20 protein-coding genes are annotated in these 22,272 nt (G+C 70.3%); 11 read left to right on the top strand and 9 right to left on the bottom strand.

Features of this window, described 5'->3' with window-relative positions:
* Positions 1 to 22 precede the first annotated feature (22 nt).
* Positions 23 to 1,408 (top strand): NAD(P)/FAD-dependent oxidoreductase, encoded by a 1,386-nt coding sequence (locus tag E4P42_RS13185; protein ID WP_135126516.1) that lies wholly within the window; start codon positions 23 to 25, stop codon positions 1,406 to 1,408.
* Here the strand turns inward: E4P42_RS13185 and E4P42_RS13180 are convergent.
* The 8 genes from E4P42_RS13180 to E4P42_RS13145 form a co-directional block, all read right to left on the bottom strand.
* The gene (locus E4P42_RS13180) at positions 1,401 to 2,045 is read right to left on the bottom strand and encodes an urease accessory protein UreD (RefSeq protein WP_135126515.1); all 645 of its coding nucleotides are present in this window, start codon (positions 2,043 to 2,045) and stop codon (positions 1,401 to 1,403) included. The two genes, E4P42_RS13185 and E4P42_RS13180, sit on opposite strands and share 8 nt — an antisense overlap.
* Positions 2,045 to 2,725: an urease accessory protein UreG gene (gene ureG / locus E4P42_RS13175; RefSeq protein ID WP_135126514.1), complete on the bottom strand. Its 681-nt coding sequence runs from the start codon at positions 2,723 to 2,725 to the stop codon at positions 2,045 to 2,047. Before ureG ends, E4P42_RS13180 begins: the two co-directional genes overlap by 1 nt.
* A gap of 11 nt (positions 2,726 to 2,736) precedes the next feature.
* On the bottom strand, positions 2,737 to 3,372 hold the full coding sequence (locus tag E4P42_RS13170; RefSeq protein ID WP_135126513.1) for an urease accessory protein UreF: 636 nt from the start codon (positions 3,370 to 3,372) through the stop codon (positions 2,737 to 2,739).
* Position 3,373: 1 nt separating this feature from the next.
* The gene (locus E4P42_RS13165) at positions 3,374 to 5,095 is read right to left on the bottom strand and encodes an urease subunit alpha (protein ID WP_135126512.1); all 1,722 of its coding nucleotides are present in this window, start codon (positions 5,093 to 5,095) and stop codon (positions 3,374 to 3,376) included.
* Positions 5,096 to 5,120: 25 nt separating this feature from the next.
* The gene (locus tag E4P42_RS13160; RefSeq protein ID WP_135126599.1) at positions 5,121 to 5,438 is read right to left on the bottom strand and encodes an urease subunit beta; all 318 of its coding nucleotides are present in this window, start codon (positions 5,436 to 5,438) and stop codon (positions 5,121 to 5,123) included.
* Between the two features lie 8 nt (positions 5,439 to 5,446).
* The gene (locus E4P42_RS13155; protein WP_135126511.1) at positions 5,447 to 5,749 is read right to left on the bottom strand and encodes an urease subunit gamma; all 303 of its coding nucleotides are present in this window, start codon (positions 5,747 to 5,749) and stop codon (positions 5,447 to 5,449) included.
* 46 nt (positions 5,750 to 5,795) lie between these two features.
* Positions 5,796 to 6,188 carry a PaaI family thioesterase gene (locus tag E4P42_RS13150; protein ID WP_135126598.1) on the bottom strand — a complete coding sequence of 131 codons (393 nt, stop codon included), beginning with the start codon at positions 6,186 to 6,188 and terminating at the stop codon, positions 5,796 to 5,798.
* 233 nt (positions 6,189 to 6,421) lie between these two features.
* Positions 6,422 to 7,183 carry an iron reductase gene (locus E4P42_RS13145; protein ID WP_135126510.1) on the bottom strand — a complete coding sequence of 254 codons (762 nt, stop codon included), beginning with the start codon at positions 7,181 to 7,183 and terminating at the stop codon, positions 6,422 to 6,424.
* 205 nt (positions 7,184 to 7,388) lie between these two features.
* Between E4P42_RS13145 and E4P42_RS13140 the strand changes: the two genes are divergently transcribed.
* The 10 genes from E4P42_RS13140 (at position 7,389) to E4P42_RS13095 (ending at position 21,334) form a co-directional block, all read left to right on the top strand.
* Entirely contained in the window at positions 7,389 to 7,805 is a 417-nt protein-coding gene (locus E4P42_RS13140; protein WP_135126509.1) for a BlaI/MecI/CopY family transcriptional regulator, read from the top strand.
* Positions 7,806 to 7,819: 14 nt separating this feature from the next.
* The gene (locus E4P42_RS13135) at positions 7,820 to 8,776 is read left to right on the top strand and encodes a M56 family metallopeptidase (protein WP_135126508.1); all 957 of its coding nucleotides are present in this window, start codon (positions 7,820 to 7,822) and stop codon (positions 8,774 to 8,776) included.
* Positions 8,777 to 8,827: 51 nt separating this feature from the next.
* Positions 8,828 to 10,288: an NADP-dependent phosphogluconate dehydrogenase gene (gndA, locus tag E4P42_RS13130; protein WP_135126507.1), complete on the top strand. Its 1,461-nt coding sequence runs from the start codon at positions 8,828 to 8,830 to the stop codon at positions 10,286 to 10,288.
* Between the two features lie 110 nt (positions 10,289 to 10,398).
* Positions 10,399 to 11,835 carry a GuaB1 family IMP dehydrogenase-related protein gene (locus tag E4P42_RS13125; RefSeq protein WP_135126506.1) on the top strand — a complete coding sequence of 479 codons (1,437 nt, stop codon included), beginning with the start codon at positions 10,399 to 10,401 and terminating at the stop codon, positions 11,833 to 11,835.
* A gap of 226 nt (positions 11,836 to 12,061) precedes the next feature.
* The gene (locus tag E4P42_RS13120) at positions 12,062 to 13,438 is read left to right on the top strand and encodes a hemolysin family protein (protein ID WP_135126505.1); all 1,377 of its coding nucleotides are present in this window, start codon (positions 12,062 to 12,064) and stop codon (positions 13,436 to 13,438) included.
* A complete protein-coding gene (locus E4P42_RS13115; protein ID WP_135126504.1) occupies positions 13,435 to 14,487 on the top strand; it encodes a hemolysin family protein in 1,053 nt (350 codons plus the stop codon). Before E4P42_RS13120 ends, E4P42_RS13115 begins: the two co-directional genes overlap by 4 nt.
* Positions 14,484 to 15,407: a 3-methyladenine DNA glycosylase gene (locus tag E4P42_RS13110; protein ID WP_209305766.1), complete on the top strand. Its 924-nt coding sequence runs from the start codon at positions 14,484 to 14,486 to the stop codon at positions 15,405 to 15,407. Before E4P42_RS13115 ends, E4P42_RS13110 begins: the two co-directional genes overlap by 4 nt.
* Positions 15,408 to 15,466: 59 nt before the next feature.
* Complete coding sequence (locus tag E4P42_RS13105; RefSeq protein ID WP_135126503.1) at positions 15,467 to 17,659, top strand: malate synthase G; 2,193 nt, start codon at positions 15,467 to 15,469, stop codon at positions 17,657 to 17,659.
* A gap of 95 nt (positions 17,660 to 17,754) precedes the next feature.
* Complete coding sequence (locus E4P42_RS13100) at positions 17,755 to 19,890, top strand: substrate-binding domain-containing protein (RefSeq protein ID WP_135126502.1); 2,136 nt, start codon at positions 17,755 to 17,757, stop codon at positions 19,888 to 19,890.
* Between the two features lie 124 nt (positions 19,891 to 20,014).
* Positions 20,015 to 21,334, top strand: a complete 1,320-nt coding sequence (locus E4P42_RS13095; RefSeq protein WP_135126501.1) for a hypothetical protein — start codon at positions 20,015 to 20,017, stop codon at positions 21,332 to 21,334.
* Here the strand turns inward: E4P42_RS13095 and E4P42_RS13090 are convergent.
* Positions 21,319 to 22,125 (bottom strand): SDR family NAD(P)-dependent oxidoreductase, encoded by an 807-nt coding sequence (locus E4P42_RS13090; RefSeq protein ID WP_135126500.1) that lies wholly within the window; start codon positions 22,123 to 22,125, stop codon positions 21,319 to 21,321. The two genes, E4P42_RS13095 and E4P42_RS13090, sit on opposite strands and share 16 nt — an antisense overlap.
* Positions 22,126 to 22,272: the final 147 nt, after the last annotated feature.

The following is a 22,272-nucleotide window of genomic DNA, read 5'->3' as shown; positions in this document are numbered from 1 at the left end:
TCACGCCCGTCGAGGAGCATTGATGAGCCATCCCGGAGCCACTCCAACGGATCGGCACAAAGTCGTCATCATCGGATCAGGGTTCGGCGGCCTCAGCGCCGCCAAGACCCTCAAGCGCGCTGATGTCGACATCAAGCTGATCGCGCGCACCACCCACCATCTGTTCCAGCCGTTGCTCTACCAGGTGGCGACCGGCATCATCTCGGAGGGCGAGATCGCGCCGGCCACCCGCGTGGTGCTGCGCAAGCAGCAGAACGTGCAGGTGCTGCTCGGCGACGTCACGCACATCGACCTCGAGAACCGGCTGGTGCATTCCGAGCTGCTCGGCCACGACTACGCCACGCCCTACGACAGCCTGATCGTCGCGGCCGGCGCCGGTCAGTCGTACTTCGGCAACGACCACTTCGCGGAGTGGGCGCCCGGTATGAAGTCGATCGACGACGCGCTGGAACTGCGCGGCCGCATCCTCGGCGCGTTCGAGCAGGCCGAGCGGTCCAGCGATCCGAAGCGTCGCGAGAAGCTGCTCACCTTCGTCGTGGTCGGCGCAGGCCCCACCGGTGTGGAGATGGCCGGGCAGATCGCTGAGCTCGCCGATTACACGCTCAAGGGCACGTTCCGCCACATCGACTCGACCAGCGCGCGGGTGATCCTGCTCGACGCCGCACCCGCGGTGCTGCCGCCGATGGGCGAGAAGCTCGGCAAGAAGGCCGCCGCCCGGCTGGAGAAGATGGGCGTCGAGATCCAGCTCAACGCCATGGTCACCGACGTCGACCGCAACGGCATCACGGTCAAGGACCCCGACGGCACCCACCGGCGCATCGAGTCGGCGTGCAAGGTGTGGTCGGCCGGTGTGTCGGCCAGCCCGCTGGGCCGCGACCTGGCCGCGCAGTGCGAGGTCGAGGTCGACCGCGCCGGACGCGTCAAGGTCCTGCCCGACCTGTCCATCCCCGGCCACCCGAACGTGTTCGTGGTCGGCGACATGGCCGCCGTCGAGGGCGTGCCCGGGATGGCGCAGGGCGCGATCCAGGGTGCCCGCTACGCCGCGAAGCTGATCAAGAACGAGATCAAGGGCGCCAACCCCGACTTCCGGCAGCCGTTCGAGTACTTCGACAAGGGGTCGATGGCCACCGTGTCGCGGTTCTCCGCCGTCGCCAAGGTCGGCCCGCTGGAGTTCGGCGGGTTCATCGCCTGGCTGGCGTGGCTGGCCCTGCACCTGGTGTACCTGGTCGGCTTCAAGACCAAGCTCGTCACGCTGATCTCGTGGACGGTGACCTTCCTGTCGACCAAGCGCGGACAACTCACGATCACCGAACAGCAGGCGTACGCCCGAACGCGAATAGAGGAACTCGAGGAGATCGCGGCCGCGGTCACCGAGACCGAACGCGAGCGGGAGCAGGCGGCTAGCTAGTCAGCCGGTCGCCCTGCCAGGTGGCCAGCGTGCCGCCGGCCGCGAGCGCCAGCACGGTGCCCGCGGCCGCCGGCGCCGATCCCGAATGGTCTGCGGGATAACGCAATTCGCTGACGCACGCGCGCGGGCGATGCAGTTCGTCGTCGCCGACCGCCGCGGCGCCCACTTCGATCCGGTGCCGCAGCAGCGGTATCCCGTCGACGTCGGCGTGCAGCGCCCCCGACCAGAACCCGTCGTGCTCACCGACGCGGCCGATCTGCACGCGTTCGCGCAGCCGGATGCGGCCGGCGTCCGCCAGGCGCAGCCGCGTGGTGGTCACATGTGCAGAACCGCCCGCGACCACGGTGGGCTGCGGGTCGAGGTCCAGCTCGCCGGCGCATTCGACGTCCCACCGGCTCGCCGACTCGGGCGTCGACGCCCCGGGCAGGGCCAGCGTCGCGGCCGCGGTGCGCACCGTCAGCCGCGCCCCGGCCTCGACGACGACCCGCACCGTGATGAGGTCACCGCCCAGCGGGGTGGCCGCGGCCGACACGAGATGGACGGTGTCGGATGCGGTGCGGCGCACGGCGATACCGCCGGTGTGCTCGAGGCGCGGTGGCCGGTCGGCGTAGGCGACGATGAGGACGTCGGACCGCACTAGCCCTGCACCGGCACACGCAACTGTTCGCGCACCCAGGCCAGGACCGGTCCGGCGGCCGGGTCCTCGGTCAGCGAGATCAGCACGAACGGCCGCTCGCCGCGCACCTGCGCGGCGTCGCGGCGCATCACGTCGAGATCCGCGCCCACCATCGGGGCCAGGTCGGTCTTGTTGATCACCAGCAGATCGGAGAACGTGACACCGGGACCGCCCTTACGGGGCACCTTATCGCCGCCGGCCACGTCGATGACGAAGATCTGCACATCGATCAGGCCCGAGGAGAACGTGGCGGTGAGGTTGTCGCCGCCGGACTCGACCAGGATCAGGTCCAGGTGGTCGTGCCCGGCGATCAGGTCGTCGATCGCGTCGAGGTTGGCGGTGATGTCGTCGCGGATCGCGGTGTGCGGGCACCCGCCGGTCTGCACCGCGGCGATCCGGTCATCGGGCAGCACCGCGTGGCGGCGCAGGAAGTCCGCGTCCTCGGTGGTGTAGATGTCGTTGGTCAGCACGGCCAGCGACAGCTCGTCACGCAACTGCCGGCACAGCGCGGCCACCAGCGCGGTCTTCCCCGACCCGACTGGTCCGCCGACCCCGATGCGCAGCGGTTCGTCCGGTGTCCGGACCCGTTTCGGGCGGTCGGCGTGGTCGTGGGGTTGACCGTCGAGGAAATGCGGGGGCATGGCGGCTCCTTTCAGGACGCGAACAGCGGGCGCTCGCGGGCGCGGTGCCGCTCGGCCAGCACGTCGAGCAGCGGGTCGGACAGGTCGGCGAGTTCCTTGGCGGCGGCGCGCGCGACGTCGTCGCACAGCGCGGACAGCTCGAAGGTCAGCGCCGCCACGTCACCGGGGTCCAGCGCGAGCAGTCGCTGCGCGGCGGTGGCCGTACCGGTCATCGTGGTGTACACCAGCGAGGTCGCGGTCTGCTCGGCGGTCAGGCCGCTGACCTCGCCGACCACCCCGGCGACGACGGGTAGGTGCGGGGTACGCCCCAGCGCGCCCCAGTCGTGACCGGGCCAGACCCGGCGGGCCAGCCGGGCCAGCCCCCTGCCCTGGGCGCGAGAAGCGGCGCGGGCGGCGGGAGCCGGCGTGCGCGCGTCGGTTTCGCGGTCGGCGCCATCGACGGTCAGCGCACCGCCGTGCACCGCCGCGGCGATCGACGCCGCGACCAGACCGTGGGTGCGCACCCGCCGCACCAGGTAGGCGCGCAGGGTGCGGACGTCGCCGACGAGGCCCTCGGTGACGGCCTCCTCGACCCCGCCGGAATGCACGTGCCCGCCGGTGGGCAACCGCGAGTCGGCCAGCGCGAGCAGGGTGGTCAGGTTGGTCATCTCAGAACAGGAAATAGCGTTGGGCCATCGGCAGTTCGGTGGCCGGCTGCTCCTGCCACACGTCGCCGTCGATGCGGACGGTGAACGTGTCCGGGTCCACCTCGATGCGCGGGAGCGCGTCGTTGAGCGGCATCTGGGCCTTCCCGACCCGCCGGACGTCCTTGACCGCCGCCACGCGCCGCCGGACGTCGAGCCGTTCGGCCAGTCCGTCCTCGATGGCCTGTGGCGCGACGAAGTGCAGTGAGGTGGCGGCCGCGGCGGTCGGCGCGGCGCCGAACATCGGCCGCGGCAGCACGGGCTGCGGGGTGGGGATCGAGGCGTTGGCATCGCCCATCGCGGCCCAGGCGATCATGCCGCCCTTGACCACCGCGTGCGGGCGCACACCGAAGAATGCCGGCTCCCACAGCACCAGATCGGCGAGCTTGCCCACCTCGACCGACCCCACTTCGTCATCGAGTCCGTGGGCGACGGCCGGGCAGATCGTGTACTTGGCGACGTAGCGGCGGGCCCGGTGGTTGTCGGCGCGACCGTCACCGTCGAGCGCACCGCGGCGGCGCTTCATCACGTGCGCGGTCTGCCAGGTGCGCAGCACGACCTCGCCGATGCGGCCCATCGCCTGTGAGTCGCTGCCGATCATCGAGATCGCCCCGATGTCGTGCAGCAGGTCCTCGGCGGCGATGGTCGACGGCCGGATGCGGCTCTCGGCGAAGGCGAGATCCTCGGGGATGCTGGGGTTGAGGTGGTGGCACACCATCAGCATGTCGAGGTGCTCGTCGAGGGTGTTGACGGTGTGCGGACGCGTCGGGTTGGTGGAGCTGGGCAGCACGTAGGGTTCGGCGGCGACGGTGATGATGTCCGGTGCGTGCCCGCCGCCGGCGCCTTCGGTGTGGTAGGCGTGGATCGACCGGCCGGCGATGGCGCCGACGGTGTTCTCCACGAACCCGGCCTCGTTGAGCGTGTCGGAGTGCAGCGCCACCTGCACACCCGCCGCGTCGGCCACCGTCAGGCAGGCATCGATGGCCGCGGGGGTGGAGCCCCAGTCCTCGTGCAGTTTGAACCCCGAAGCGCCCGCGCGCAGTTGCTCCCACATCGCCTCGGCGCTGACCGTGTTGCCCTTGCCGAGCAGCGCGACGTTCATCGGCCAGGAGTCCAGCGCCTCGAGCATGCGCGCCAGATGCCACGCGCCGGGCGTCACGGTCGTGGCCTTGCTGCCCTCGGCCGGACCGGTGCCGCCGGCGATGATCGTGGTGATCCCTCCGGAGAGCGCTTCCTCCATGATCTGCGGGCAGATCAGGTGGACGTGACAGTCGATGCCGCCGGCCGTGACGATGCGCCCGTTTCCGGCGATGATCTCGGTCGACGGCCCCACCACCAGCGCCGGGTGCACGCCGTCCATGATGTCGGGGTTGCCGGCCTTGCCGATGCCGACGATGCGCCCGTCGCGGATGCCGATGTCGGCCTTGATGATTCCCCAGTAGTCGAGGATGACCGCACCGGTGATCACCGTGTCGGGGGCGCCGTCCGCGCGGGTGGCGCGGCCCTGCCCCATCGACTCGCGCAGCACTTTGCCGCCGCCGAACACGGCCTCCTCGCCGGCCAGGCCGGGACCGCCGCTGCGGTCCTCGGTGATCTCGATGACCAGATCGGTGTCGGCGAGCCTGATCCTGTCACCGGCGGTCGGCCCGAACAGGGCCGCGTAGCGCTCGCGGGACAGCGCGCTCATCGATTTCTCCTCTGCGCACATGCGCTCATCGGGAGTCCCCCAATCGGCCCGGCGGGTTCAGCGACAACCCGTGCACTTCCCGACGGCCACGCAGGGGCACCAGCGAGACGTGCTGGGTGACTCCGGGTTCGAAGCGCACGGCGGTTCCGGCCGGGATGTCGAGCCGGTGTCCGCGCGCGGCGGCGCGGTCGAATTCCAGGGCGGCGTTGGCCTGGGGCAGGTGCACATGGCTGCCCACCTGCACGGGCCGGTCACCGGTGTTGACGACGGCCATCTCCAGCCGCGGCGCGCCGGCGTTGAGTTCGATGTCGCCCTCGCCGTAGAGGAGCTCGCCCGGGATCACGGAATCACTCACGGGATCGGGTGGTGGACGGTGACGAGTTTGGTGCCGTCGGGGAAGGTGGCTTCCACCTGGACGTCGTGCAGCATCTCGGGCACTCCCGCCATGACGTCGTCACGGCCCAGTACGTCGCGGCCGCTGGCCATCAGCTCGGCCACGGTGCGGCCGTCGCGGGCCCCTTCGAGCAGATGGTCGGTGATCACCGCAACGGCTTCGGGATGGTTGAGCCGCAGTCCGCGGGCTCGCCGACGCCGGGCCAGTTCGGCGGCATACGAGATCAGCAGCCGCTCCTGCTCATGCGGGGTCAAACGCATAGCAGGCGATCCTGCCACGGAGCGCCGCACTCGGCAGCGCCGGCGATCAGGCTGCGGGCATGTTCTGCAGCCGTACCTGCCCGCGCGCCACGAGCTTGTCGTTCTCATCGGTGATCGTGATGAGCCACAACTGCTGGCGGCGGCCGCGGTGGATCGGCGTGGCCACGGCGGTGACGGTGCCGCCGGAGATCGCCCGCAGGAAGTCGGTGTTGTTGTTGACGCCGACGACGGTGCCGCCGCCGTTGGCGGTGTTCCAGACGTGACCGGACACGCTGGCCAGGCTCTCCACGATCGAGCAGTACACGCCGCCGTGCACGATGCCCCACGGCTGCAGCAGCTTGTCGTGGATGTGGAGCTGCGCACGGGCTCCGTCGGGGGTGACCTCGAGGTACTCCAGTCCGAGTTCGCTGTCGAAGCCGCCGCCGAGCCCCTCGGGCATCTGATCACTCACAGCAGTCGTGTCTACACCGCGCGGTCGAGTCCGGTCGCGCGGGGTTCGGCGAGGCGCCAGACAGATAGCGAGGAAACAGCGCTGAAAAGACGGACGGGCCCCGCACAGATCGTGCGGGGCCCGCCCTTCGAATGGACCGGGGGTCTCTGCAGCCCTCAGGACTCCGGCTCGGTCCGGTGGTTTCTCATTGCCGTACGCGGTAGAGCATAGGCAAGGCTTGCCTAATTGAGCAAGACCTTCCCTCCGCGCGCCGCTCCGCGCACCGGGAGGCCGAAGCCCACCAGCGCGTCGAGCACCGCCTGACCGCGACGCATGCTGGTCCACTCGCTGGACCCGGCCAGCAGTGGCACCTGCGTGGCGGCCCCGACGACCGCTCCGCCGACCAGATGCCACATCGCGGGCACCGACATCGCTCCGTCGCTGATCTCGGCCAGCCGGTTGAACAGCGGCGCCAGCGCCCGGTGACTGCGGTGGGCGACCCAGGTGGTCAGGGCCGCTTCGCTGGGGAGCGCCACGATGCCCCGCGGCGCCCCGAGGCGCGGACGGCGACGGCAGGCCGGATCGTCGGGCAGCGCCCGCAGCGTCGGGTCGACCACCCCGACCCAGTCGATCGCGCCCTCGGAGTCCACGTGCACCCACAGGTTTTCCAGCCCGGTATCCCACGCGCGCCCCTCGAGGACCAGCAGCGGGATGACCCGGCCGAGCACCACGTGGGCGAGCGTCGCGGCCAACTGCTGGGCGACGGCGGCCCGGTTGTCGGTGTCCGCGGCGGCCAGGTCGAACATCCCCTGCAGGCGGTCGGCGGCCAGCGCATCGGCCAGCGGCCACCAGCGCCGGCGGGACAGATCGCCCATGACCGCCACGCCGTAGACCCGCGGACACTCGGGATAGAGCTCCCGCAGCCGGCGGCTGGACTCATGCAGCGGTAACGCCTGCTTGATGGCCATGCCCGCGATCAACGGATCCTCGATCAGTACCGTCACCACACCTCCCGACGGGTTGTTAGGTAAGGCTTACTATAGCTAGGCAAGCCTAAGCAGCCAGCGGCTGTGATTGGTTTCACAAGAAGACCGGGTGGGCCCGGCAGGAATGTCGAAGATGGGCAAGACTGTTGCTTCTTCGCATCAGATACGACGCACGGTAGTACGACCGTAGTACCCTGGTTCTACTGCTCAGGAGATGAAGGACATGGCTAAGTTGACGCGTCTAGGGGAGCTCGAACGCGAGGTGATGGACCACCTGTGGTCCGCCCGCGAGCCCCAAACCGTGCGCCAGGTGCACGAAGCGCTCGCTGCCCGCCGCGACCTCGCCTACACCACGATCATGACCGTGCTGCAGCGGCTGGCGAAGAAGAATCTGGTGGTCCAGCACCGCGACGACCGCGCGCATCGCTACGCCCCCACCCACGGCCGCGACGAACTGGTCGCCGGCCTCATGGTCGACGCGCTCGATCAGGCCGCCGACTTCGGCAGCCGGGAGGCCGCCCTGGTGCATTTCGTCGAGCGGGTGGGCGCAGACGAGGCCGCCGCGCTGCGCCGCGCGCTGGCCGAACTCGAGACCAAAGACGGTGCGATCCCGTCCGCTGGCGATCCGGGCCCTGCCTGAGCCACAATTGTGGGGTGTCCGCGCTGGCCTTCTCCGTAGTCGCGCTGCTCCTCGTGGGGCCGGTGCCGGCGCTGTTGGCCCGCGCGTCCTGGCCGATGCGCGCTCCGCGTGCGGCGATCGTGCTCTGGCAGTCGATCGCGCTCGCCGCGGTGCTCTCGGCGTTCTCGGCCGGCCTGGCCATCGCCAGCCGCCTGTTCGTGCCCGGTCCGGACGGCCGGCCCACCGCCACGCTGACCAGTGAGATCGACGCCCTCGGGTGGCCGCTGTGGACGTTGTACGTGGTGGTGTTCGCGATCACCCTGATGATCGGCGCCCGGTTGATCGTCTCGGTGCTGCAAGTCGCGGTCGCCACCCGCCGTCGGCGCGCCCATCACCGGATGATGGTCGATCTGCTCGGACTGTCCCGCGACGCCGTCCCGGCCGACGTCTGCCGCCAGGCCCGCGGATCGGGGTTGCGGGTGCTCGACGTCGCTCAACCACTGGCGTACTGCCTGCCGGGCGTGCGCAGCCGGGTCGTGCTCAGCGAGGGCGCGCTGCACACCTTGGCGGACAACGAGATCACCGCGATCCTCACCCACGAGCGGGCCCATCTGCGGGCGCGCCACGACCTCGTCCTCGAGATGTTCACCGCCGTGCACGCCGCCTTCCCGCGGTTCGTCCGCAGCGGCAGCGCGCTCGACGCGGTCCGCCTGCTGGTGGAGCTGCTCGCCGACGACGCCGCCGTACGGACCGCAGGCCCCACCCCCCTGGCCCGGGCGCTGGTCGCGTGCGCGGCCGGCCGCACCCCGTCGGGGGCGCTGGCCGCGGGTGGTCCCACCACGGTCATCCGGGTGCGCCGCCTCGGCGGCCGGCCCAACAGCCGGATTCTGGCCGCCACCGCCTACCTGGCGGCGGCGGCCATCCTCGTGGTCCCCACGGTTGCGGTCGCCGTGCCGTGGCTGACCGAACTGCACCGCCTCTTCACCCTCTAGCCCGGTCCGGGCGCCCCACCCTGCGACAACCACACAACGAAAGGCTGGCGTATGAGCTCGTCGGAGAAGTCCACGGTCGGCACGGCACAGATCGGCGTCACAGGACTGGCGGTGATGGGTTCCAATCTGGCCCGCAACTTCGCCCGGCACGGCTACACCGTCGCGCTGCACAACCGGTCGGTGGCCAAGACCGACGCCCTGCTCGAGCAGCACGGATCCGAGGGCAACTTCGTACGCAGTGAGTCCATCCGCGAATTCCTCGACGCACTGGAGAAGCCGCGCCGGGTGATCATCATGGTGAAAGCCGGTGATCCCACCGATGCGGTGATCAACGAACTCGCCGACGAGATGGACGAGGGCGACATCATCATCGACGGCGGCAACGCGCTCTACACCGACACCATCCGCCGCGAGAAGGCGATCCGGGAGCGCGGCCTGCACTTCGTCGGCGCGGGCATCTCCGGCGGCGAGGAGGGTGCGCTCAACGGGCCGTCGATCATGCCCGGCGGCCCGGCCGAGTCGTACAAGAGCCTGGGCCCGCTGCTGGAGGAGATCTCCGCCCACGTCGACGGCGTCCCCTGCTGCACGCACATCGGCCCCGACGGCGCCGGGCACTTCGTCAAGATGGTGCACAACGGCATCGAGTACTCCGACATGCAGCTGATCGGCGAGGCCTACCAGCTGCTGCGCGACGGGCTGGGCAAGACCGCGGGTGAGATCGCCGACGTGTTCGACGAGTGGAACAAAGGCGACCTGGACAGCTTCCTGGTCGAGATCACCGCGCAGGTGCTGCGGCAGAACGACGCCACAACAGGTAAGCCGCTGGTCGACCTCATCCTCGACGAGGCCGAACAGAAGGGCACCGGCCGCTGGACCGTGAAGTCCGCGCTGGACCTCGGTGTGCCGGTGACCGGGATCGCCGAGGCGGTGTTCGCCCGCGCGCTGTCGGGTTCGGTGGCCCAGCGCCAGGCCACCACCGGCCTGGCCTCGGGTGACCTCGGCGAAAAGCCGACGGACGCAGAACAGTTCACCGAGGACATCCGCCAGGCGCTGTACGCGTCGAAGATCATCGCCTACGCACAGGGCTTCAACCAGATCCAGGCCGGCAGCGCCGAGTACGACTGGAACATCACGCCCGGGGACATGGCCACCATCTGGCGTGGCGGCTGCATCATCCGCGCCAAGTTCCTCAACCGCATCAAGGAGGCGTTCGACGAGAACCCCGACCTGCCGACGCTGATCGTCGCCCCCTACTTCCGCGACGCCATCGAGGCGGCCATCGACAGCTGGCGCCGCGTCGTGGTCACGGCGACCCAGCTCGGCATCCCGATCCCCGGCTTCTCCTCGGCGCTGTCCTACTACGACGGGCTGCGCACCGAGCGGCTGCCCGCCGCGCTCACCCAGGGACTGCGCGACTTCTTCGGCGCGCACACCTACGGGCGCATCGACGCCGACCGCGACAAGCGGTTCCACACGTTGTGGAGCGGCGACCGCAGCGAGGTCGAGGCCTGACACTTTCGCGCGAGCAGACGTGAAGTGCCCTTTTCTGCCTCATTCCAGGCACTTCTGCGTCTGCTCGCGCGGGAAAAGCGACGCAATAGAACGCACTAGAATCAGGGGCGATGAAGTTCCTTGACGGGCAGCGCCCGGCCTACGACCTGACCTACGACGACGTCTTCATCGTCCCCGGTCGCTCCGACGTCGCGTCGCGCTTCGACGTCGACCTGTCCACCGTCGACGGTTCGGGCACCACGATCCCGGTCGTGGTGGCCAACATGACCGCGGTCGCCGGGCGCCGCATGGCCGAGACGGTGGCCCGCCGCGGCGGGCTGGTGGTGTTACCGCAGGACCTGCCGGTCTCGGTGGTGCAGCAGACCGTCGACTTCGTCAAGAGCCGCGACCTGGTGGTCGACACCCCGGTGACGCTCGCACCCGACGACTCGGTCTCCGATGCCATCGCGCTGATCCACAAGCGCGCGCACGGCGCCGCCGTCGTGGTGTTCGAGGGCCGGCCGATCGGCCTGGTCACCGAAGCCACCTGCGTCGACGTCGACCGCTTCGCCCGGGTCCGCGACGTCGCCCTCACCGACTTCGTCAGCGCCCCGGTCGGTACCGATCCGCGCAAGGTGTTCGACCTGCTCGAGCACGCGCCCGTCGGCCTTGCGGTCCTCACCGAACCGGACGGCACGCTTTCCGGCGTGCTCACCCGTACCGGCGCCATCCGCGCCGGCATCTACTCCCCCGCCGTCGATGCCCGCGGCCGGTTGCGCATCGCCGCCGCCGTCGGCATCAACGGCGATGTCGGCGCCAAAGCGCGGGCCCTGGCCGAAGCCGGCGCCGACCTGTTGGTGATCGACACCGCGCACGGGCACCAGGCCAAGATGCTCGAGGCCATCCGGTCCGTGGCGTCGCTGGACCTCGGCCTGCCGCTGGCCGCGGGCAACGTGGTGTCGGCCGAGGGCACCAGGGATCTGGTGGCGGCGGGCGCATCGATCGTCAAGGTCGGCGTCGGTCCCGGCGCGATGTGCACGACGCGGATGATGACCGGGGTCGGCCGCCCGCAGTTCTCCGCGGTGGTCGAATGCGCGGCCGCCGCCCGCGATCTCGGTGCGCATGTCTGGGCCGACGGCGGGGTGCGCCACCCCCGCGACGTCGCACTGGCGCTGGCCGCCGGCGCGGCCAACGTGATGATCGGGTCATGGTTCGCAGGCACCTACGAATCGCCCGGCGACCTGATGCGCGACCGGGAGAACCGGCCGTACAAGGAGAGCTACGGGATGGCGTCCAAGCGGGCGGTCGCCGCGCGCACGGCCGGCGACAGCCCGTTCGACCGCGCCCGCAAGGCGTTGTTCGAGGAGGGCATCTCGACGTCGCGGATGAGCCTGGACCCCGCGCGCGGCGGTGTCGAGGACCTGCTCGACCACATCACGTCCGGGGTGCGCAGCACCTGCACCTACGTCGGCGCCGCCACGCTGCCCGAACTACACGACAACGTGGTGCTCGGGGTGCAGTCCGCCGCCGGATTCGCCGAAGGGCACCCGCTGCCGACCGGGTGGTGACCCCCACCCGACGGGAATGGCCGCCGGTTACGATTGAGCCGTCACGCCGCCGGGTAGATCCCGGTGACGTCAGCATCCGAGAAAGGGAACCCGTGCCACTGGCACCCGTCGAGGCCACGTGTTCACCGGAGGCCTGCCGGGCCGAGCACCCGTCTCCCGAGCCCTCCGACGCCGAACCCTCCACTAGCCGGCCGGGCTCGCGGCCCGGCGCACCGGTGAGGACGCGATGAGCGTCGTCTACTCCCTGCTGTCCCTGTTGGCGATCATCGCACTGACCGCCGGCACCGCGGTGTTCGTCGCCGCGGAGTTCTCGCTCACCGCACTCGAGCGCAGCACCGTGGACGCCAACGCCCGCAGTGGGCACCGCCGCGACCAGATGGTGCAGCAGGCCCATCGCACGCTGTCGTTCCAGCTGTCCGGCGCCCAGGTCGGCATCTCGATCACCACGCTGGCCACCGGCTTTCTCGCCGAACCGGTGGTGGCGAAACTCCTGCACCCCGGGCTGACCGCGATCGGCCTGCCCGAGAGCGCGGCCTCCGGCGTGGCGCTGGTGCTGGCGATCCTGATCGCCACGTCGTTGTCGATGGTGTTCGGCGAGCTGGTGCCCAAGAACCTGGCCGTGGCCCGGCCGGTGCCCACCGCACGCTGGTCGGCCGGTCCGCAGCTGCTGTTCTCGACGCTGTTCACACCGTTGATCCGGCTCACCAACGGCACAGCGAACACGATCCTGCGCCGGCTCGGCATCGAACCCGCCGAGGAATTGCGCTCGGCCCGGTCCGCGCAGGAACTCATTTCGCTGGTCCGCAACTCCGCGCGCAGTGGTTCGCTCGATCCGGTGACCGCCGTCCTCGTGGACCGCTCCCTGCAGTTCGGTGACCGCACCGCAGAGGAGTTGATGACGCCGCGCACCGAGATCGAGGCGCTGCAGGCCGACGACACCGTCGCCGACCTGGTCGCCGCCGCGATCGACACCGGCTTCTCGCGCTTCCCGATCGTCGAGGGCGACCTGGACGAGACGATCGGGGTGGTACACGTCAAGCAGGTGTTCTCGGTGCCACCCGACGACCGGGCGCGGACCCGGTTGGCCGCGCTGGCCGTCCCGGTCGCGACGGTTCCCTCGACGCTGGACGGCGACGCCGTGATGACACAGATCCGCGCCAACGGGCTGCAGACTGCGCTGGTCGTCGACGAATACGGCGGCACGGCGGGCATGGTGACGGTCGAGGACCTCATCGAAGAGATCGTCGGCGACGTCCGCGACGAACACGACGACGCGACCCCCGATGTGGTCGAGGCCGGCGCCGGCTGGCAGGTCTCCGGCCTGCTGCGCATCGACGAGGTCGCCAACCAGACCGGGTTCCGTGCCCCCGAAGGAGAGTACGAGACGATCGGCGGCCTGGTACTCCAGGAGCTCGGCCACATCCCCGACCCCGGCGACGAAGTGGAGCTCACGGCGTTCGACCCGGACGGCCCGATCGAGGACCCGATCCGCTGGCGCGCCACCGTGGTGGCGATGGACGGCCGGCGCATCGACCAGCTCGAGCTCACCGAACTGGGCCGCCGCGGAGATGACGACGGACCGAGGGAGGAGGACAGCGCATGAGCGGCGATCTGTTCGGCGTACTGCTGACCGTGCTGCTGCTGGCCCTGAACGCATTCTTCGTCGGTTCGGAGTTCGCGCTGATCTCCGCGCGCCGGGACCGGCTCGAAGCGCTGGCCGAACAGGGCAAGAAGAGCGCGGTGACGGTCATCCGCGCCGGGGAGAATCTGTCGCTGATGCTCGCGGGCTCGCAGCTGGGCATCACGATCTGCTCGATTCTGCTCGGCCGCGTCGGTGAGCCGGCCGTCGCGCACCTGCTGGAGAAACCGTTCGGGCTGTTCGGCATCCCTGACGCGGTCCTGCACACGGTGTCGTTCATCGTCGCGCTCAGCGTGGTCGTCACCCTGCACGTGCTGCTCGGCGAGATGGTGCCGAAGAACATCGCGATCGCGGGACCGGAGTCAACGGCGATGCTGCTGATCCCGGTGTACCTCGTCTACATCCGCGCGGCACGGCCGTTCATCGCGTTCTACAACTGGTGCGCCAACGCCACCCTGCGGGCCGCCGGTGTGGAGCCCAAGGACGAACTCGACGTCAACGTCTCGACCGTGGAACTGTCCGAGATGATCGCCGAATCGGTGTCGGAGGGCCTACTCGACCGGGAGGAGCACACGCGGCTCACCCGCGCGCTGCAGATCCGCAACCGGACCGTGCGCGATGTGGCCATGCCGCTGGACAGCATCCATGCCATCCCGGTGCCCGACCCCGACACCGGCCCGACGGTGGGTGCGGTGGAACGCGCGCTGACCGAGACCGGGTACTCCAGGTTCCCCGTCGCGGCCCCGTCCGGCCAGTTCACCGGCTACCTGCACATCAAGGACGTGCTCGCGCTCGTCGACGACCCCGACGCGGTCCTGGACCGGTCGATGGTGCGGCCGCTGCCCCAGCTGCCCGCATCACTGCCGCTGCCCGAGGCGCTGACCCGGCTCCGACGCACCAACAGCCATCTGGCCCTGGTCACCTCCGACGGCGCGGTCACCGCGATGGTCGCGCTCGAGGATCTCGTCGAGGACCTGGTGGGCACCGTGCGCGACGGGACCCACCGGGTGTGAGGCTCGACGAGGCGGTGTGGACCGGCCGCGAGCGGGCCCACCTCGAGCGGGTCGACGCGTTCTGCGCGCCGCACCTCGAACGCCGCCGCACCGGCCGGACCCACCCCGTGTGGGACTTCCTGTTCACCTACTACAGCCTGCGGCCGAGCCGGCTGCGTCGCTGGCATCCCGGGTTCGGTGTCGTGCTGGGCGGCGCCGCGGCGCGCAGCCGGCTCGGGCACAGCGGGTACGCGGAGGGTCCCGGCGGTGTGACGGTCAGCCGGGACCACCTGCTGGCGCGTGCCGACACGGTGCGGTTCGTCGCCGGCCTGCTGCACGCGACGGCGGCCCGCGCACCGCGGTTGAACTGTTTCGGGCTGCACGAGTGGGCCATGGTGTACCGCACCGACTCCGCCCGCCACGATGCGGTGCCGCTGCGCCTGGGCGGCGCGGGAACCGACGCCGTGGTGGAGTCGATGTCGTTGCGCTGCACCCATTTCGACGCGTTCCGGTTCTTCACCGAACCCGCACTGGGACGCAACGCCGAGCAGCTGAGCCGGCAGCGGCAGATCGACACCGAGCAGCCGGGATGCCTGCATGCCGCGATGGATCTGTACAAGTGGGCCTACAAGCTGGTCCCTCTCGTCGATTCCGACCTGGTGATGGACTGTCTGGAGCTGGCCGCCGACGCGCGGCTGCTCGACATGCGCGCCAGCCCGTATGACCTCAGCGCGTACGGGTTCGACGCGATCGCCATCGAGACCCCGGCGGGCCGTGCGGAATACGTCCGCGAGCAGCAGGACGTCGCGCGGCGGGCGGTGCCGCTGCGGGCCGCGCTGACCGCGCGATGTGATGCGCTGAACGATGAGCTCGACCGTGTCGCAGAGCGTGACGACACGGCGGCGGTGCACGCTGGGTTCGCTCACATTACCCATGGGTAAGCTGGATCGACGGCGGCGTGCCGGCTGGCACGCATCGATGACGGCCGAGGAGGAAGACGATGACTGACCGCGTGACAGTGGGAAACCTGCGCGTGGCCCGCGTGCTCTACGACTTCATCACCAACGAGGCGCTGCCGGGCACGGGTCTGGACCCGGACAGCTTCTGGTCCGGTGTCGACAAGGTGGTCGCCGACCTCACTCCGCGCAATCAGGAACTCCTCGCCCGTCGCGACGAACTGCAGGCGCAGATCGACAAGTGGCACCGGCAGCGGGCGATCGGCCCGCACGACGCCGACGAGTACAAGCGCTTCCTCACCGAGATCGGCTATCTGCTGCCCGATCCCGGTGACGTCACGATCAGCACCACCGACGTGGACGACGAGATCACCACGACGGCGGGACCGCAGCTGGTGGTGCCCGTCCTCAACGCGCGCTTCGCGCTCAACGCCGCCAACGCGCGGTGGGGTTCGCTCTACGACGCGCTGTACGGCACCGACGTCATCAGCACCGACGGCGGCGCCGAGCCGGGCACCGGCTACAACAAGGTGCGTGGCGACAAGGTGATCGCCTACGCCCGCGAATTCCTCGATGGCGCCGTGCCGCTGGCGTCGGGCTCCTACTCCGAGGCCACCGGGTTCAAGGTCGATGACGGTCAGGTTCTGGTGACGCTCGGTGACGAGCTCTCGGCCGGGCTAGCCGATCCGGAGCAGTTCGTCGGCTACCTCGGCGACGCCGAGACGCCGTCGTCGATCCTGCTGCGCAACAACGGGCTGCACATCGAGATCCTGATCGATCCCGACTCCCCGATCGGCTCCACCGACAAGGCCGGCGTCAAGGACGTCGTCCTCGAGTCGGCGATCACCACGATCATGGACTTCGAGGATTCGGTGGCCGCCGTCGACGCCGACGATAAGGTGCTGGGCTACCGCAACTGGCTGGGCCTCAACCGCGGCGATCTGCGCGAAGAGGTCACCAAGGGCGACAAGACCTTCACCCGAGTGCTCAACGAAGACCGGACCTACACCGCGCCGGACGGCGAGACCGAGCTCACGCTGCCCGGCCGCAGCCTGCTGTTCGTGCGCAACGTCGGGCATCTGATGACCAACGACGCGATCACCGACGCGGACGGCACCGAGGTGTTCGAAGGCATCCAGGACGCGCTGTTCACCGGGCTGATCGCGATGCACGGGCTGGCGGAGAGCGACGACCACGGACCGCTGCGCAACAGCCGCACCGGGTCGGTCTACATCGTCAAGCCCAAGATGCACGGCCCCGACGAGGTGGCCTACACCGTTGACCTGTTCAGCCGCGTCGAGGACGTCCTCGGCCTGCCGCAGAACACGCTGAAGGTCGGCATCATGGACGAGGAGCGGCGCACCACGCTGAACCTGAAGGCCTGCATCAAGGCCGCCACCGAGCGGGTGGTGTTCATCAACACCGGCTTCCTGGACCGCACCGGCGACGAGATCCACACCTCGATCGAGGCGGGCCCGATGATCCGCAAGGGCGCGATGAAGAGCCAGCCGTGGATCAAGGCCTACGAGGACCAGAACGTCGACATCGGCCTGGCCACCGGCTTCTCCGGCAAGGCGCAGATCGGCAAGGGCATGTGGGCGATGACCGATCTGATGGCCGACATGGTCGAGCAGAAGATCGGCCAGCCCAAGGCCGGCGCCACCACCGCTTGGGTGCCGTCGCCGACGGCGGCGACGCTGCACGCGATGCACTACCACCAGGTCGACGTCTTCGAGGTGCAGCGCGAACTGGCCGGCAAGCAGCGGACCACCATCGACGACCTGCTCACCATCCCGCTGGCCAAAGAGCTGGCGTGGGCGCCCGAGGAGATCCGCGAGGAGGTCGACAACAACTGCCAGTCGATCCTGGGGTACGTGGTGCGCTGGATCGATGCCGGCGTCGGATGCTCCAAGGTGCCCGACATCCACGACATCGCACTCATGGAGGACCGCGCCACCCTGCGGATCTCCAGCCAGCTGCTGGCCAACTGGCTGCGCCACGGCGTGATCACCGAGGACGACGTCAAGACCAGCCTGCGCCGGATGGCCGCCGTCGTCGACGAGCAGAACGCCAAGGACCCGGACTTCAAGCCGATGGCCACCGACCCCGATGCCAGCATCGCGTTCCAGGCGGCCCAGGAGCTGATCCTGTCCGGCGCGGCCCAGCCCAACGGCTACACCGAGCCGATCCTGCACCGGCGCCGTCGCGAGTACAAAGCCGCCGTTGCCGGCCGCTGACGGTACCGTCAGGCACTCTGGGCGCGTGACTAGACTGCCCGGAGCGCCGCTGACGCATCAGCAGACGGACCGACGACGCGAATACGGGGGCAGGAGTGGGTAGGCACAGCATCCCCGATCCCGAGGGTTCCGACGACGACGCCGGTGTCCCCGACGACCGCCCGGGCGATCTGGAGCGTCCCGACGACGGGTACGGCTCGGGCTTCGACCCATCCGGGTACGCCGCTCCGGCGTACGGCCGCCATTCCGGCACCGGGGACGGCGGATTCGGTGGGACTGCTCCGCGCGATCCCGGCGCCCCCGACGAGTCCGACGTTCCCGATGCGGACTACGACGGTACGGACGCCGATCGGGATTGGGCCGACGCGTCGGATCACGACTGGGCCGACGAGGACTGGACCGACGACCACCCCGACGACCGGGACAACGCGGGGGCGGCCCCGCCGCCGGCGCCGCCCGGCGGTCCGGCGCACGGCGGAAGCTCCGACGGTGGTGAGTGGACCGGCAGCCACCGGGCGGTGACCCCGGGCCGGCGCGGCATCAGCGTCGGCGTGATCGTCGCGCTGGTCACCGTCGTCGTCGTGGTGGCCGGGGTGATCCTGTGGCGGTTCTTCGGTGACGCCCTGTCCGACCGCGGCGACGTCGCGGCCGCCCGCTGCGTCGACGGTGAACTCACCGTCCCCGTGCTGGCCGATCCGTCGATCGCCGACACCATCGGCACGCTGGCCGGTACCTACAACGACACCGCCGCCCCGGTCGGTGACCGGTGCGTGAAGGTGGCCGTGAAATCCGCCGACTCCGATCAGGTGATCGCCGGGTTCGGCGGTGACTGGCCGGGCGACCTGGGTGACCGCCCGGCGCTGTGGATTCCGGCCAGCGGTGTGTCCGCGGCCCGACTGGAGGCGGCGACCGGGCCGGAGACCATCAGCGACGCCCGCAGCCTGGTCAGCTCCCCCGTCGTGCTCGCCGTCCGCCCCGAACTCGAACGCGCACTGGCGCAGCAGAATTGGTCGACGCTGCCGGGGCTGCAGACCGATCCCGCCGCACTGGACGGCCTCGGCCTGCCCGGCTGGGGCGGGTTGCGGCTGGCGCTGCCCCGCAGCGGTAACAGCGATGCGTCGTACCTGGCCGCCGAGGCGGTCGCAGCGGCGTCCGCGCCGGCCGGCGCGCCCGCCACCGACGGCATCGCAGCGGTCAACCGGCTGGCGGGCGGCGCGCCCGAACTGCCCGAGACGACCGGCGACGCCGCGATGGATGCACTGCTCCGCCCGGGTGACGCCGCCACCGCACCGGTGCACGCGGTGGTCACCACCGAGCAGCGGCTGGTCGCCGAGGCCGCGGACCGGCCCGATGCCGGGAATACGCTGACCTCGTGGTTGCCGCCGGCACCCGTGGCGGTGGCGGACTACCCGACCGCGCTGCTCGCCGGTGACTGGTTGTCGCGTGAGCAGGTCACCGCGGCCAGCGAGTTCGCCCGGTTCATGCGCGAGCCCGAACGCCTCGCCGAACTGGCCAGGGCCGGTTTCCGCACCCCCGAGGGCACTCCGCCGCCGAGCGAGGTCACCGATTACCCGCAGCTCGGGACCCCGCTGTCGATCGGTGATCCCGCGGTGCGCGCCACCGTGGCCGACGCGCTGACCAGTCCCGCGCGCGGTGCGACGACGACGATCATGCTGGACCTGTCGATGCCGGCCCAGGAGGGCACCAATTCGCGGATGGGCAACGTGGTGAACACGCTGATCCCGCGCATCGACGCGCTGCCGCCGAGCACTGCGGTGGGCCTGTGGACCTTCGACGGCACCGCGGGCAACTCGCAGGTGCCGACGGGCCCGCTGGCCGAGCCGGTCGCCGGGCAGCCGCGGTCGGCGGCGCTCACGTCCACACTGGACGCGTTGTCGTCGACATCCGGTGGCGCCGTGTCTTTCACCACGCTGCGGTTGGTCTACAACGACGCACTCGCCAAGTTCCGCGCCGGGCAGTCGAACTCGGTGCTGGTGATCACCGAGGGGCCGCACACCGATCGCACCCTCAACGGTGCCGGCCTCGAGGCGTTCGTCCGCGACGCGTTCGATCCCGCCCGGCCGGTGGCGGTGAACGTCATCGACTTCGGGGACGACGCCGACCGGGCCACCTGGGAGTCCGTCGCGCAGATCACCGGCGGCAGTTACCAGAACCTGGCCACGTCGGACTCACCGGAGTTGGCGACCGCGATCACCACGCTGGTCGAGTAGTCGGCCGTTTGACCTGCGGCGGACGACACCGCCGGACGCCGGGGTACTGACCCTCGCAACGATCCGCGGGTCGAGGCTGCGCTTTGGCCGCACCACGGCAGGTCGGCTGTGTTAGATACCGACCATGGAGCGGATTGGCCAGCAGGCCGTTCTCAGGGGGGCGACGGATGCGGCCGCATCACCTGATCCTGCGGTGCGGGCGTATGCGCGGGCGGGCGGTGACCGCCGACTGATCACCGCGGCCATCGTGGGTTTCGTGGCGTTCAACGCCGGATCGACATGGCTGTTCGGCATCGCCGGCAAGTGTGGCATCCTGCACTTCGCCTCTCAATTCTCCGGCGACGGTGAACGTTTCGATTGGCTCGTCCAGGGCTGCACCGTCTCGGCCTCAGTGCAGGAGATCTTGCTTCCCGACTTCCTCGTGATGGCGGGTTACTGGACGATGTTCACCGCCCTCCTCGTCGGCGGCTGGTGGCGGTTTCGGACGCCCCGGCTGCGGCGCGCCTCGTGGGTGTTGTGGCTGCCGACGATCGCGCTGGCCTTCGACTTCGTCGAGTATTTCCTGCTGTCGGCGCTGATGTACAAGCGGCCCGACGGCCAGTTCGCCTACCGCGGCGACGGCGGGCTCTGGAACGTCCTGCAGATGGCGGTGTCCTCGGCGAAGTGGTTGTCTGTCGCGGCGATGGCCGTCGCAGGGCTGGCCGCGGCGGCGGTGTGGTTCGCCCGCCGGCGCGAGCCATTTCCGCCCGTGACGCTGCTGAACCCCGCCGCCGAGGCTGTCGAGGTGCGAACCGCCCGGCACACTCTGTCCGACCGCGTCACCGGCGTCCTGCTGACCGGCCTGACGGTGTTCGTGCTGGCGTGGGTGCTGGCGATCTTCATGACCCATTGCGCGATTGACAGCGGTCGGCTGGGGCCGGCCTACTGCGCGCCGCCACCGGTCCCGGGTGACCATTTCGCTGCGCCGAGCGTGGTTTTCGTGGCCGTGGGCCTGGCGTGCCTGGTGATCGGCGGGACTCTGCGGGCCCGGGGAGCGAAGGCGCGCGCCGTGGGTCTGGTGCTCCTGGCAGCGTCGCTGTTCCTCGCGGTATGGCTGGTGTGGGTTCCCGGGTGGTTCCGGTCGATCGGCGACGTGCGCGGTTGGGCCGTGGCTGCCGGGGTTCTCATCGCGGCCGGGGTGGCCGCGGTGCTGCTGGGCCCGCCCGGCGCGGACCGGGTGTCGCCGCGCACGCGCACGGCGGTGGCGTCGGCGGGCGCTGCGGCGTGGGCGCTGTGCGTCATGTACGCCGTCGCCACGTCGGCGGCGTGGTCGTTCCACGCGCCGTGGGGCGTGGTCACGCTGTCGGCGATGTCGCGCTGGGCGATCATCGCCGCCGGCGCACTGCTGATCACCGTCTACGTCACCCGCGGCCGGCGACGCCGCAACACTCAGGCCGAATCGTAGGTGGCGATGAATTCGCGCTGAGTCTTGCTCCGCAGCAACAAATTGTCGAGATGAACCCCGAGCGGGCGGACGACGTTGAGGAAGTTCCAGCGCGCCGGGATGATGGCCCGGACCTTGCCCTTCTCCACCGCCCGGATGACTGCGGCGGCTGCCTTCTCCGGACCGATGGTCAGACGCAGTTTGGCCTGCGACGGCGGGGTGAGCGACTGCGCGAGCATCGCGGTGTCGATCGGCCCGAAGTAGGTGATGGTCACGTCGACTCCGTGCGGAGCGAGTTCCATCCGCAATCCACGCCCGAGCATCTCGACGGCGGTCTTGCTCGTCGAGTACGCGACACCGCCCACCGCCGGGAGCAGGGTCCCGTATTCGGTGTGGGGTGGCCACCCCATCGACGACACCACGACGATGTGTCCGCGAGCCGCGATCAGCGCCTCGAGTGCCGGGTGGATGGTGTTGAGGGTGCCGACCAGGTTGACGTCGATGACGCGTTGCGCTTCACCGGGTTTGAGGGTACGCATCGTGGCGGGCCGGTGTGCGACCCCCGCCGTGCAGAACACCGCGTCGAGACGGCCGAATCGCGTCAGCACACGGTCCACGGCCGCCGCCATCGCCTCCCGGTCGGCCACGTCAGCACCGATGGCCAACTCCGCGCCGGTGCGTGCGGCGGCCTCCTCGTCGATGTCGACCGCGCACACGGTGGCGCCTTTCGCGCGGAGCAGGTTCACCTGTGCCGCACCGATTCCGCCACCCCCGCCGGTGACCATCACCACCGCTCCCGAGAAGTTCCGCACTGGACGCTCCGATCGAGTTTCGCGCTGCCTCCCCTGTCACCGCCGACCCTACACAGATCGACCGGTGTTGGAGCCGAAAGCCGTCGCAGCAGAGATCGTTTGATTGCGCAGGGAAGTATGCTGGGCACCGCTGTGCGCGCCTCGTAT

The sequence above is a fragment of the Mycobacterium sp. PS03-16 genome, assembly GCF_004570325.1.
GTDB lineage: Bacteria > Actinomycetota > Actinomycetes > Mycobacteriales > Mycobacteriaceae > Mycobacterium.
The sequence above is the reverse complement of the archived record's forward strand: the minus strand, read 5'-3'. Positions and strand labels throughout refer to the sequence as shown.